Source organism: Pseudomonas carassii, assembly GCF_036324045.1.
GTDB classification, from domain to species: domain Bacteria; phylum Pseudomonadota; class Gammaproteobacteria; order Pseudomonadales; family Pseudomonadaceae; genus Aquipseudomonas; species Aquipseudomonas peradeniyensis.
Genome location: NZ_JAZDCT010000009.1, coordinates 13,284 through 25,765, shown reverse-complemented (window position 1 = coordinate 25,765; position 12,482 = coordinate 13,284). Strand labels below are relative to the sequence as shown.

The following is a 12,482-nucleotide window of genomic DNA, read 5'->3' as shown; positions in this document are numbered from 1 at the left end:
CTGCATGAAAGTGTTTCCGGCCTGCCTGGCCTTTTTCTGCGCTGCAGAACGCAAAACGGCGCGCAAGAGCATGATTGCTCCTGCGCGCCGTTTTGCGTTGGTCAGGTTCAGGCGAGGGTGTCGAGGGCCTGGGCAATATCCTGCAAAACAGATTTATCACCCCGCTCGCTCCAGTACAGGGCGATCATCCGCCGGTCGGCCTCGACCTTGTAGACGGTTTCCGGCAGGCGGACGAAAACCTCGGCCAGGCGCGGGTCCTCGCAGGGTTCACGCCACTGGTTCCACCACACGCCCGGGCTGATCTGCCAGTAGCACCAGCAGTCCTCGCGGCCCTTGCGGCGCGCCCGATGGTATTGCGGACAAGGGCTGGGCGGCTCCTTTTCCAGCCAGTGCGGCCACTGCTGCGGCGCCAGCTGCATGGCCAGGCCCATGCGCCGGCCCTCCAGGCGCAGGCTCATCTGCTCGCCCTGCTTGCGCGACTGGCGCAGCCAGGCCAGCGGGCTGAGCATCAGCGCAAGGATTGACACCACCAGCCATACCGTCATATCTGTAGACCTTATAAAGCGTTGCAAATGAGCGGGTTATCCAGGTTTCACGAACGCCCGGCCCGAAAGCGACCATACTTCTACTATCGCGATTGTCAGGAGTACTGCACATGTCCTACGAACATCTTCTGGTCGCCGTCGACCTGACCGAAGAATGCGACCCGGTGATCAAGCGGGCCAAGACCATCGCCCTGGCCAGCGGCGCCAAGGTATCCCTGGTGCATATCGTCGAACCCATGGCCATGGCCTTCGGCGGTGACGTGCCGATGGACCTGTCGCAGTTGCAGCAGCAACAGTTCGACCAGGCCAAGGAGCGCATGGAACGCCTGTTCAACAAGTACCCGGACATCCAGCGAGGCGATTCGCACCTGGTTTATGGCCAGCCGCGCCAGGAGATCCATGAACTTGCCAAGAAACAAGCCTGCGACCTGATCGTTGTCGGCAGCCATGGCCGCCATGGCCTGGCACTGCTGCTGGGCTCCACCGCCAATGACGTGCTGCACGGCGCGCCGTGCGATGTACTGGCGGTGCGCTTGCAGAAGAAGGCCGAGTAAGCCTGTAATCGCGGGGCAAGCCCGCTCCCACATGGCCCGTCAGGCAGGGCTGCGTGGGAGCGGGTTTGCCCCGCGATACGTTCAGCCTTCCAGCTCGGCCCAGCGCTCCACCAGCACGTCCAGCTCGCCCTGCAGCTTCTCCAGCCTGGCCAGCACTGCGGTGGTTTCATCGATTGGACGCTGGTAGAAGTTCGAGGCATTGACCTCTTCCTGTACCTCGGCCATCTGCTGTTCCAGCGCATCGATCTGCCCTGGCAGCGCTTCCAGCTCGCGCTGCAGCTTGTAGCTGAGCTTCTTCTTGCTGGCATCGGCAGCAGGCGCTGCGACGGCCGCAGGCGCTTGCTCTTCAACCGCCTTGGCCACCACCGCGCTGTTGAGCTCGGACTTGCCGCCCTTGCTCTCGGTCACGCCCAGCAGCTTCGGCGAACCACCCTGGCGAATCCAGTCCTCGTAGCCACCGACGTATTCGCGCACACGGCCCTCACCCTCGAACACCAGGGTGCTGGTCACCACGTTATCGAGGAAGGCCCGGTCGTGGCTGACCATCAGCACCGTGCCCTTGTAGTTGGACAGCACTTCCTCGAGCAGCTCCAGGGTCTCGACATCGAGGTCGTTGGTCGGTTCGTCCAGCACCAGCAGGTTGGCCGGCTTGCTGAACAGCTTGGCCAGCAGCAGGCGCGCACGCTCGCCACCGGACAACGCCTTGACCGGCGTGCGCGCACGCTGAGGGCTGAACAGGAAGTCGCCGAGGTAGCTCAGCACGTGCCGATTCTGGCCATCGATCTCGATGAAGTCGCGACCTTCGGCCAGGTTGTCGATGACGGTCTTTTCCAGGTCCAACTGATGGCGCATCTGGTCGAAGTAGGCCACTTCCAGCTTGGTGCCGCGCTCGACCTTGCCAGACGTCGGCTCCAGGTCACCGAGCATCAGCTTGAGCAGGGTGGTCTTGCCGGTACCGTTGGCGCCGAGCAGGCCGATGCGATCTTCGCGCTGCAGGACCATGGAAAAGTCCTTGACCAGTTTCGGGCCATCCTTGTGTGCGAAGCTGACGTTCTCCAGCACCATCACCTGCTTGCCGGACTTGTCCGCCACCTCGATAAGGATGTTGGCCTTGCCCTGGCGCTCGCGACGCTCGCCGCGCTCCACGCGCAACGCCTTCAACGCACGTACACGGCCTTCGTTGCGGGTACGCCGGGCCTTGATGCCCTGGCGGATCCACACCTCTTCCTGGGCCAGGCGCTTGTCGAACAGCGCGTTGGCGGTAGCCTCGGCGGCCAACTCGGCCTCCTTGTGCACCAGGAAGCTGGCGTAGTCGCCGTTCCAGTCGATCAGACCGCCACGGTCCAGCTCGAGGATGCGCGTGGCCAGGTTCTGCAGGAAGGAACGGTCGTGGGTGATGAACAGCACCGCGCCGTTGAAGCCGTTAAGGGCTTCTTCCAGCCAGGCGATGGCGCCGATATCCAGGTGGTTGGTCGGCTCGTCAAGCAGCAGCAGGTCGGGCTCGGACACCAGTGCCTGGGCCAGCAACACGCGACGGCGCCAGCCACCGGAGAGCTCGGCCAGGGTCTTGTCGGCCGGTAGCTGCAGGCGGCTCAGGGTGCTTTCCACCACTTGTTGCAGGCGCCAGCCGTCGCGGGCCTCCAGCTCGTGCTGGACGTGCATGAGCTTTTCCAGGTCGTCATCGCCGTGGATGTTCTGGCTCAGGTGGTGGTACTCGGCCAGCAGCTCGCCCACGCCATCCAGGCCCGCGGCCACCACGTCGAACACGCTGCGCTCGTCGGCCACCGGCAGCTCCTGCGGCAGTTCGCCGATCTTGAGCCCGGGCGCACGCCAGATATCGCCGTCGTCGGGCTTCTGCTCGCCCTTGACCAGGCGCAGCATGCTCGACTTGCCCGTGCCGTTGCGGCCGATGATGCACACCCGCTCGCCACGGGCGATCTGCCAGGACACTTTGTCCAACAGCGGCATGGCGCCGAAGGCGAGGGACACATCGCTGAATTTGAGCAGGGTCATGATCATCTCCAAAAACCGGGCGCGCATTCTACCCGACTTGCCCCTTCACGGCATCAAAAGCCCATCGTCGGCGGCAGGGCGTCGGATAACAACTCGATACAAGCACAGTGCTTTCACCCGCCACCGGCAAACGGCTAAGCTAGACAGTAATACCCAACAGTGCTGGCTCCGCCGTCACTTTCCATGGTTCTACTGCCCGGACGTATCATGCGCAGCCGCCTGTTACAAATTGCTTCCTGCCTGCTGCTCACCGCCACCGCCGCGAGCGCCGCACAGGCCGTCGACATCACCCAGCAGCGTCAGTACTACGACGAGGCCAAGCGCGCCCTGGCCAAGGGCGACAAGGGCCCTTACCTGCGTTACGCGCAGGCGCTGCGCGACTATCCGCTCACGCCCTACCTCACCTACGACGAGCTGACCGCCCGCCTGAAGAGCGCCAGCAACGAGGAGATCGAGGGCTTCCTCAAGGCCCACGGCGACCTGCCCCAGGCCAACTGGATGAAACTGCGCTGGTTGCGCTGGCTGGCCGAGCGCGGCGAATGGAACACCTTCACCCGCTACTACGACCCCAAACTCAACTTCACCGAGCTGGACTGCCTCAACGGCCAGTACCAGCTCTCCCACGGCCTGCGCGCCGAAGGCTTCGCCACCGCCGACAAGCTGTGGAACGTCGGCAAGTCGCAGCCCACCGCCTGCGACACCCTGTTCGCCATGTGGGCGGCCGAAGGCCAGCTGACCGAGGCCAAGCGCTGGCAGCGCGCCAAGCTGGCGGCCCAGGCACGCAACTACGGCTTGGCCAGCAGCCTGGTCAAGACCCTCACCACCCTCGGCCCCCAGGGCAAGTTGTTGATCGACGTGGCGCAGAAGCCCGAGCTGCTCAACCAGCCGTCGCGCTTCACCCCGGTCAACGAGGCCATGTCCGACGTGGTCAGCCTCGGCCTGCGCCGCCTGGCCCGCCAGGACCCCGAGCAGGCCATGGCGCTGCTCGACGATTACGCCCAGCGCATGCACTTCTCCCGTGACGAGAAGGTCGCCATCGCCCGCGAGATCGGCCTGACCCTGGCCCGACGCTACGACCCGCGCGCCCTCGACCTGATGACCCGCTACGACCCCGAGCTGCGCGACAACACCGTCAGCGAATGGCGCCTGCGCCTGCTGCTGCGCCTGGGCCGCTGGGAGGACGCCTATGCGCTGACCAAGCGCCTGCCCCAGGACCTGGCCAGCAGCAACCGCTGGAAGTACTGGCAGGCGCGCAGCCTGGAGCTGGCCCAGCCGAACAACCCGCAGGTCCCGCTGCTCTACAAGACCGTCGCCCGCGAGCGCGACTTCTATGGGTTCCTCGCCGCCGACCGGACGCAGACGCCCTATCAGTTGAACAACAAGCCGCTGGCGCTCAGCCAGGCGGTGATCAACAAGGTCCGCAATACCCCGGGCGTGCGTCGCGCCCTGGAGTTCCATGCTCGCGGCCAGATCGTCGAGGGCCGCCGCGAGTGGTACCACGTCAGCCGTCACTTCAACCGTGACGAGATGGTCGCCCAGGCCCGCCTGGCCTACGACATGCGCTGGTACTTCCCGGCCATCCGCACCATCAGCCAGGCCCAGTACTGGGACGACCTGGACATCCGTTTCCCCATGGCCCACCGCGACACCCTGGTGCGCGAAGCCAAGGTCCGCGGACTGCATTCGAGCTGGGTGTTCGCCATTACCCGCCAGGAGAGCGCCTTCATGGAAGACGCCCGCTCCAGCGTCGGCGCCAGCGGCCTGATGCAGTTGATGCCGGGCACGGCCAAGGAGACCGCGCGCAAGTTCAGCATTCCGCTGGCCTCGCCGGCCCAGGTGTTCAACCCGGACAAGAACATCCAGCTCGGCGCCGCCTACCTGAGCCAGGTGCACGGCCAGTTCAACGGCAACCGCGTGCTGGCCTCGGCCGCCTACAACGCCGGCCCCGGGCGCGTGCGCCAGTGGCTCAAGGGTGCCAAGCACCTGAGCTTCGATGTATGGGTCGAGTCGATCCCGTTCGACGAGACGCGCCAGTACGTGCAAAACGTGCTGTCGTATTCGGTCATCTACGGGCAGAAGCTCAATTCACCGCAGCCGCTGGTGGATTGGCATGAGCGGTATTTCGACGATATGTGATCGGGACGCCATCACCCCGCGCCCACGCAACGTGGGAGCGGCGGTGCGCCGATGCGACCTACCCCGCGATGGTGCTATTCGAGGACCTCGACGTCCATCCCCACCTTCAGCTCCCCCTCGCCATCCACCGCCAGGTTCTGGCCAAACAGCACATCCCCTTCCTTCTCGCGAAACGTCTTGAGCGTGGTCAACGGCTCACGGTCCGGGCTGCGCTCGCCCGTGGCAGGATCGAGGGTGGTGAGGATGCAGCGCACGCTCGGCTTGAGCACGCGAAAGGCCATGTCGCCGATACGAATGCGCTTCCAGCGGTCCTCGGCGAAGGCCTCGGCCCCCTCGACCACCAGGTTCGGGCGAAAACGCAGCACCTCCATTGGGCGCCCCACCCGACGGCTCAGCTCATCCAGTGAGGCCTGCCCGATCAGCAGCAGCGGAAAACCATCGGGAAAGGCTGCCCGGTCACTGTTAAGGCCGTAGCCGCTGGGCAGGTAGCGGGCCCGCTGTTCGGGGCAGTACACCAGCCTTACCGCCTTGCCCAGCAGCTCGCTGAGCCAGGCTGCAGCGGCATCGCCGGCATCCGGCACGCGCAAAGTGTCGCGCCAGATGGTGACGCCGCGCAGCGCCTCATCGGCCGGCGGCACCGACACCTCCAAGGGCGCCTGCCCCGGTGCCTGGAGCAACAGCTGGCCCTGTTTGCCGTAATCGGCGCCGACCTGCCCCAGCCGGGGCCAGGCCCGCTGGGTCAGGAAGCGGCCATTCTCCTCCTCCACCACCAACCAGCGGCGGTCACCGTCCAGGCCCAGATTGCCGACCGCGGACGCTTGCAAGCCCTGGGCCCGCCCCGATTTCACCGGATATCGATACAACGCACTCAGAAACATCCCTGCTCACCTGGTTTCCATGGAAAAACCAAGCTTACACCTAGGCGTGATCCATGTTCAGACGCTGACGCACCACATCCACCAGGCGGTCGGGCTGGAACTTGGACAGGAAGTTGTCGCAACCGACCTTCTTGACCATGGATTCGTTGAAGCTGCCCGACAGCGAAGTGTGCAACACCACGTACAAGCCACGCAGGCGCGGGTCGTTGCGGATCTCGGTGGTCAGCCGGTAGCCATCCATCTCGGGCATTTCGGCGTCGGTGAAGATCATCAGCAGCTTCTCGCAGACATTTTCCCCGGCGTCGGCCCAGCCCTTGAGCAGGCGCAGGGCCTTGAGTCCGTCACTGGCCACGTGCAGCTTCACCCCCAATTGCGACAGGGTATCGCGCAACTGCGCCAGGGCCACGCTGGAGTCATCCACCAGCAGCACTTCGCGGCCACGGGCGCGGGCCAGCACCGGATCTTCCAACTTGTCGCGGGACACCTTGGCGTTGTACGGCACGATCTCGGCCAGCACCTTCTCCACGTCGATGACCTCCACCAGCTTCTCGTCGACCTTGGTGATCGCGGTGAGGTAGTGCTGGCGACCGGCGCTGGCCGGTGGCGGCATGATGGCTTCCCAGTTCATGTTGACGATACGATCTACGCCGCCCACCAGAAACGCCTGCACCGAACGGTTGTATTCGGTGACGATGATGGTGCTGTCCGGCCCCGGCTGCAGCGGGCGCATGCCGATCGCCTGGGACAGGTCGATCACCGGCAGCGTCTGGCCGCGCAGGTTGACCACGCCGCAGACGAAGGAATGGCGCTGCGGCATGAGGGTCAGCTTGGGCAGTTGCAGCACTTCCTGGACCTTGAACACGTTGATGGCGAACAACTGTCGGCCGGCCAGGCGGAACATGAGGATTTCCAGGCGGTTCTCACCCACCAGTTGCGTGCGTTGGTCTACCGTGTCGAGAATGCCAGCCATTGGAAAGCCCCCAGGCGTGAGTCGGTAAAAAATGAATGCATCCCCCTGTATCGGCGGATGCGCGCGCAGCTTGACCCCTGATGGAAAAAGCCGCGCCGGGTGATTGATATCACTTTACCATCATGCTTTACTGCTGCCACATCCCACCGCGTCCGTCGCTCGCAACGAACGACCTACCTGAATCCTCATCAGGGAAACCCCTAGTAGCAATCGGGTGCAACCTGATGTTCGCAATATCCATTAGCCATTAATGTGACGCCATTCTCACTGCATGAACGGAGTCAGGCTTTTGCGAGCGATCATCTTGGTACGGCCAATCCCCGACGACGGGGCGCCATGATGGATAGCACTCCACTGCACAACGCCGCTGTGGCAGCCTTTCTGCAGGACGCGCAGGTCCTGCTGGCCAGGTCCCAGGAATGCCTGCAGCACCTGGAACTGATCGCCAACGACCCGGACGCCTGCCACAGCCTCAACGCGGCACTCGACACCCTCGCCCGCCGTGCCGATGCCCTCGACCTGCTCGAGGTGGCTCACTATGCGTTCGCCCTGAGACAACTGCTCGCGCCTACCTGTGCCCAACAGCACCTGCACGGCAGCAGCCTGCCTGCTCTGGCCGCCTGCCTGACCTTGCTCGACTGGCAACTGGAGCTGCTCGACCCGCACACCGGCCAGCTGGGCATGGACACCGACGAACAGCGGCTGCTGCTGGGTGAACTGGCCAACGCCCTGGGCCAGCCGTCCATGCAGCTGTGCGCGGACTGCCAGCGGACGGGTGTCTTCTGCGCCCACCCCCATACAGCGGATAACGGCACCGACGCTTCCGATCGGCAACACTAAAGCGAGCAACTGAGGCACAACTAAACCCGCTCCGGGGTGAAACTTGCAAAGTTGGACAAGTTTTTCCAAATGTGTGGGCGAAGGCGAAATGTTAGTTGTTCCACACGCAGCGGAAACATCATTTAATAATGGCACTCTGCTAGCCAACCCCTCGCCCGACAGGCCCGCCACAGCCCGGAAAATACGAGGTTTCAAGCAGTTATCCCCCCGCGACCAAACTCAATCAAAGTGATAACATGCGCGCATTCGAACATGCGCGCCCAGGTTATCGGGCGATTGGATCCGCATCCGACACTTGATTGAAGGCGGGGCGGAAAAACCTCTGGTCAGACGTGTGCAATGCTAAAAACCGCTATAACTCAGTGGCTTCCCTATCTATGCTCCCACGCTTGAAGTTTCTCCAGCGTTGCCACTCCAGAGTTGCCCTGCTGCGCTGGACCACCGCGCTGCTGTGCGTTGCATCTCTGGCGGCGAACCTGGTGGTGTACCTGAGCACCCAGCCCCTGTCGGCCAGCTTGCTGCTGCTGCAACTGCTGGCGATGCTCGGCGTCGGCTGGCACCTGCGCCACTGGGCGCGCTCGATCAGCCTGCGCCCGGCGGAACTGGCCACGCGCATGCTCAAGGTGCAGGAAAGCGAGCGCCAGAGACTGAGCCGCGAGCTGCACGACGATATCGGTCAATTGCTGACTGCCGCCAAGCTCCAGGTCGACTGGCTGCAACGCCGGGTTCCGGCCGAACTGCAGGAGCACTGCAGCACCCTGCGCAGCACCCTGGACCTGACCCTGAGCAACGTGCGCGACGTTTCCACCATTCTCAACCCCCGCCAGCTGGCCAGTCTGGGCCTGGAGGCGAGCCTGCGCGCGCACCTGCTGCGCACCCTGGAGAACACCGAGGTGCACTGGAGCCTGGAATGCCACCAGCGCCTGGGCGGCATCAGCGAAGAGGTGGCCATGGCCGCCTTCCGCATTACCCAGGAGGCGGTCACCAACATGCTGCGCCACGCCGACGCGCGCAACCTGGTGGTTCGCCTGCAACGCACCCCGGCCGGCCTGGCACTGTCGATCCACGACGACGGCGGCGGCTTCGTGCCGGCCCAGGCCCCGGCGGAATACGGCCAGCGCGGCATGGCCGGCATGCAGGAACGGGTGACCGCCCTGCAAGGCAGCCTGACCATCACCAGCCAGCCCGGCCAGGGCACCCAGATCGACGCCCTCTTCCCATGGCCGCCCCGCAGCCAAGAACGCGCCAGGACCCCTGCCCCCGATGACCTGTAGATTACTGCTGGTGGACGACCACTCCCTGATTCGCGCAGGCGTCAGGGCACTGGTCTCGGACATTCCCGGTTACACCGTGATCGGCGAGGCTGACGACGGCGGACGACTCTTGGAACACGTCCTGCGCCTGGCGCCGGACATCGTCCTGCTGGACATTTCCATGCGCTCGACCAGCGGCCTGGACGCACTGACGCAATTGCGCGCAAACGGTTGCACCTGCAAGGTCCTGATCCTGTCGATGCACACCGATCCGGAAATGATCATGCGCGCCCTGGAAAGCGGCGCCCACGGTTACCTGCTCAAGGACACCACCGCCACCGAGCTGGAACAGGCGCTCACTGCGCTGCGCAACGACGAACGCTACCTCAGCCCGGCCATCGCCCACACCGTGATCAACCAAGCTCTGCTGCGCGCCCAGAGCGGCCGCCAGCCAAGCAGCGAAGGGCACAACCTGACCGGCCGCCAGCTGGAAATCCTGCGCCTGATCGTGCGCGGCAAGTCCACCCGGGAGATCGCCGCCGGCCTGGGCCTGTCGATCAAGACCGTGGAGACCCATCGCTCGCAGATCATGAAACGCCTGCAGATTTACGACGTGGCGGGGCTGGTGCTGTTCGCCGTGCGCGAGAAGATCATCAGCCTGGACGACTGAGCAGCGGCGAGTCCGTCGGCAGGTGCACGCGCAACGCCCTCGGCATGGCCTCGAAGCGCAGGCTGGCGGCCTGCAGTGGCTCGCCGTCGAGATTGATGTCCAACCCCTGGGCGCCCTTGATTTCCACCCAGGGCAAGCGCGCGCGGACGAACAGCCCGTCGCCGGCCAGCAGGTCGCGCAAGGCCCCCGCTACCTCCTGCGGCGCCGGCAGAATGCCGATATCCAGCAGGCCGTCATCTACTGTCGCCTCCGGGCACAGCACGTGCCCGCCGCCGGCCTGGCGGCCATTGCCGATGCCCAGCGCCAGCAACTCGCCCTGCCACTGGAAGCCGGGCCCCTGCAGTTCCACCGAGGCGGCCTGCAGCTCGCTGAAGCGTGACAGGCCGGTGAACAGGTAGGCCGCTGCGCCCAGCACTTTCTTCAGGTCTTCCGAGGTGTTGGCCGTGACCTGGCTGCCGAAGCCCCCGGTGGCCATGTTCAGGAACAACTGGTCGCCCACCCGCCCCAGGTCGATCGGCCGCGCCGGCACCTCCAGCAGGTCGAGGGCCGCCTGCGGCTCGAGGGGCACGCCGGCCGCCCTGGCGAAGTCGTTGGCGGTGCCCAGCGGCAGCAGCGCCAGGCTGGCCTGGGTAGCGGCCAGGCCCATGGCTTCGGCCACGTCACGCAAGGTGCCGTCACCGCCACCGGCCACCACCTGGCCATAGCCCGCCGCCAGGGCCTCGTCGACCAGGCGCTGGGCGTCGCCGCCCTCCCAGGTCAGCCGCACATCCAGGGCCCAGCCCCGCTCGCGCAGCTGGCCCACCGCGGCTCGCACCTCTTCATTGCCGGCCTGTTTGCCATGCAGGATCAACAGTGCCTTGCGCTCGCTCATGCCGTTCTCCCCGAATAGAAATGCCCTACCGCAATCTCGACCACTGCGACGAGCAGATTGCTCCCTGCAACGCCGAAAAACCGCCGTTTCACACAAATGCCATTGAAAGCCGGGCGCCACAGGTGCATCATCTGACAAATATTTGGCCATCACGGACGAAGCCGACTCGAAAAGTCATTTTATTGACTTTACGCCGCCAGACGCCTGACAGGTCGTGATTTCCTTGCATTGCGCCGCCCCCCGGCGCCCTGATTCGAGGCTGTGACTATGAGCGTTCTGATCCCCTGCATCATCGCTGGCGGCGCCGGCACCCGATTGTGGCCGGTCTCCCGCGAGGCCATGCCCAAGCCCTTCATGCGCCTGCCCGATGGCATGAGCCTACTGCAGAAGACCTTCAGCCGCGCCAGCAGCCTGCCCGGCGTCGAGCGGGTGCTCACGGTGACCAACCGCGAAGTGGTGTTCCGTACCCAGGACGAGTATCGCCAGGTCGGCACCCAGCGCATCGCCCTGGACTTCATCCTCGAACCCTTCGGTCGCAACACCGCCCCCGCCATCGCCGCCGCGGCACTGCACTGCGCGCGCCTGCATGGCGAGGACAGCCTGCTGCTGGTACTGCCCGCCGATCACCTGATCCAGGACCAGGACGCCTTCGAGGCGGCCGTCCAGCGGGCCATGGCCCTGGCCGCACAAGGCTGGCTGACCACCTTCGGCCTGCTGCCGACCCGTGCCGAGACCGGCTTCGGCTATATCGAGCAAGGTCAGGCGCTGGACGACGGCGCCTATCAGGTCGCCCGCTTCGTCGAAAAGCCCGACGCCGACACCGCCCAGGTCTATCTGGACGGCGGCCGGCACCTGTGGAACGCCGGCATGTTCTGCCTGCGCGCCGGCACCGTGCTGCAGGAGCTGCAGGCCCATGCCCCCGAGGTGCTGCACAACGTGACCCACTGCCTGGCGCAGAGCCAGTTCAAGGAGGGGACGTGCGGCCAGCAGGTGGAACTCGACGCCGACAGTTTCGCGCTGGCCCCTGATATTTCTATCGACTACGCCCTCATGGAACCCTCTACCCAGGTAGCCGTGGTGCCCTGCGCCATTGGCTGGAGCGACATCGGCAGCTGGGAAGCGGTGCGCGAGCTGCGCCCGGCCGACAGCCAGGGCAACCACTGCAACGGCGAAACCGTGCTGCACGACGTGAGCAACTGCTACATCGACTCGCCACGGCGGCTGGTGGGCGCGGTGGGCCTGGACAACCTGATCGTCATCGACACCCCCGACGCCCTGCTGATCGCCGATGCGGCGCGCAGCCAGGAGGTCAAGGTGATCGCCCAGCAGCTCAAGCGCCAGGGCCACGACGCCTACCGCCTGCACCGCACCGTGACCCGCCCCTGGGGCCTGTACACCGTGCTCGAGGAAGGGCCGCGGTTCAAGATCAAGCGCATCATGGTCCGCCCCGGCGAATCGCTGTCGCTGCAGATGCACCATCATCGCAGCGAGCACTGGATCGTGGTCAGCGGCATGGCCTGCGTGACCAACGGTGAAGAGGAGTTTCTGCTCGACACCAACGAGTCGACCTTCATCAAGCCCGGGCGCAGCCATCGCCTGACCAACCCCGGCGTCATCGACCTGGTGATGATCGAGGTGCAGAGCGGCGAGTACCTGGGCGAAGACGACATCGTGCGCTTTACTGATATCTATGGACGCGCCCCGGCAGCAGCAGCACCTGCTTGACTGCCAGAGGGCGCGTTTTGCCATCCA

11 protein-coding genes are annotated in these 12,482 nt (G+C 65.1%); 6 read left to right on the top strand and 5 right to left on the bottom strand.

What is annotated here, in order from left to right; genetic code table 11:
* Positions 1-107: 107 nt before the first annotated feature.
* Positions 108-545, bottom strand: coding sequence for a hypothetical protein (locus V0R62_RS08905; RefSeq protein ID WP_330103466.1), 438 nt, complete (start codon positions 543-545; stop codon positions 108-110).
* Between the two features lie 110 nt (positions 546-655).
* Between V0R62_RS08905 and V0R62_RS08900 the strand changes: the two genes are divergently transcribed.
* Positions 656-1,099, top strand: a complete 444-nt coding sequence (locus V0R62_RS08900; RefSeq protein ID WP_186733471.1) for a universal stress protein — start codon at positions 656-658, stop codon at positions 1,097-1,099.
* Between the two features lie 81 nt (positions 1,100-1,180).
* Here V0R62_RS08900 and V0R62_RS08895 read toward each other — a convergent pair whose 3' ends face one another.
* Positions 1,181-3,112 carry an ATP-binding cassette domain-containing protein gene (locus V0R62_RS08895; RefSeq protein WP_330103465.1) on the bottom strand — a complete coding sequence of 644 codons (1,932 nt, stop codon included), beginning with the start codon at positions 3,110-3,112 and terminating at the stop codon, positions 1,181-1,183.
* 207 nt (positions 3,113-3,319) lie between these two features.
* Between V0R62_RS08895 and V0R62_RS08890 the strand changes: the two genes are divergently transcribed.
* Positions 3,320-5,248, top strand: a complete 1,929-nt coding sequence (locus V0R62_RS08890; protein WP_330103464.1) for a transglycosylase SLT domain-containing protein — start codon at positions 3,320-3,322, stop codon at positions 5,246-5,248.
* A gap of 74 nt (positions 5,249-5,322) precedes the next feature.
* On the opposite strand, the gene V0R62_RS08885 is transcribed toward V0R62_RS08890, so the two are convergent.
* Positions 5,323-6,126, bottom strand: coding sequence for an MOSC domain-containing protein (locus V0R62_RS08885; protein ID WP_330103463.1), 804 nt, complete (start codon positions 6,124-6,126; stop codon positions 5,323-5,325).
* A 40-nt stretch (positions 6,127-6,166) separates the two neighbouring features.
* Positions 6,167-7,096, bottom strand: a complete 930-nt coding sequence (locus V0R62_RS08880) for a chemotaxis protein CheV (RefSeq protein WP_028692748.1) — start codon at positions 7,094-7,096, stop codon at positions 6,167-6,169.
* A gap of 339 nt (positions 7,097-7,435) precedes the next feature.
* Between V0R62_RS08880 and V0R62_RS08875 the strand changes: the two genes are divergently transcribed.
* The 3 genes from V0R62_RS08875 (at position 7,436) to V0R62_RS08865 (ending at position 9,859) form a co-directional block, all read left to right on the top strand.
* A complete protein-coding gene (locus V0R62_RS08875; RefSeq protein ID WP_330103556.1) occupies positions 7,436-7,936 on the top strand; it encodes a histidine kinase in 501 nt (166 codons plus the stop codon).
* Between the two features lie 377 nt (positions 7,937-8,313).
* Positions 8,314-9,210, top strand: coding sequence for a sensor histidine kinase (locus V0R62_RS08870; RefSeq protein WP_330103462.1), 897 nt, complete (start codon positions 8,314-8,316; stop codon positions 9,208-9,210).
* Positions 9,200-9,859 (top strand): response regulator transcription factor, encoded by a 660-nt coding sequence (locus V0R62_RS08865; protein ID WP_330103461.1) that lies wholly within the window; start codon positions 9,200-9,202, stop codon positions 9,857-9,859. The genes V0R62_RS08870 and V0R62_RS08865 overlap by 11 nt, the downstream gene beginning before the upstream one ends.
* On the opposite strand, the gene yegS is transcribed toward V0R62_RS08865, so the two are convergent.
* Positions 9,843-10,730, bottom strand: a complete 888-nt coding sequence (yegS, locus tag V0R62_RS08860) for a lipid kinase YegS (protein ID WP_330103460.1) — start codon at positions 10,728-10,730, stop codon at positions 9,843-9,845. The two genes, V0R62_RS08865 and yegS, sit on opposite strands and share 17 nt — an antisense overlap.
* 267 nt (positions 10,731-10,997) lie before the next feature.
* Between yegS and V0R62_RS08855 the strand changes: the two genes are divergently transcribed.
* On the top strand, positions 10,998-12,455 hold the full coding sequence (locus tag V0R62_RS08855) for a mannose-1-phosphate guanylyltransferase/mannose-6-phosphate isomerase (protein WP_330103459.1): 1,458 nt from the start codon (positions 10,998-11,000) through the stop codon (positions 12,453-12,455).
* Positions 12,456-12,482: the final 27 nt, after the last annotated feature.

Coding starts and splice junctions, on each gene's coding strand:
- V0R62_RS08870 (WP_330103462.1), top strand. CDS start 8,314: ATGCTCCCACGCTTGAAGTTTCTCCAGCGTTGCCACTCCAGAGTTGCC.
- V0R62_RS08905 (WP_330103466.1), bottom strand. CDS start 545: ATGACGGTATGGCTGGTGGTGTCAATCCTTGCGCTGATGCTCAGCCCG.
- V0R62_RS08875 (WP_330103556.1), top strand. CDS start 7,436: ATGGATAGCACTCCACTGCACAACGCCGCTGTGGCAGCCTTTCTGCAG.
- yegS (WP_330103460.1), bottom strand. CDS start 10,730: ATGAGCGAGCGCAAGGCACTGTTGATCCTGCATGGCAAACAGGCCGGC.
- V0R62_RS08895 (WP_330103465.1), bottom strand. CDS start 3,112: ATGACCCTGCTCAAATTCAGCGATGTGTCCCTCGCCTTCGGCGCCATG.
- V0R62_RS08885 (WP_330103463.1), bottom strand. CDS start 6,126: ATGTTTCTGAGTGCGTTGTATCGATATCCGGTGAAATCGGGGCGGGCC.
- V0R62_RS08900 (WP_186733471.1), top strand. CDS start 656: ATGTCCTACGAACATCTTCTGGTCGCCGTCGACCTGACCGAAGAATGC.
- V0R62_RS08880 (WP_028692748.1), bottom strand. CDS start 7,096: ATGGCTGGCATTCTCGACACGGTAGACCAACGCACGCAACTGGTGGGT.
- V0R62_RS08855 (WP_330103459.1), top strand. CDS start 10,998: ATGAGCGTTCTGATCCCCTGCATCATCGCTGGCGGCGCCGGCACCCGA.
- V0R62_RS08865 (WP_330103461.1), top strand. CDS start 9,200: ATGACCTGTAGATTACTGCTGGTGGACGACCACTCCCTGATTCGCGCA.
- V0R62_RS08890 (WP_330103464.1), top strand. CDS start 3,320: ATGCGCAGCCGCCTGTTACAAATTGCTTCCTGCCTGCTGCTCACCGCC.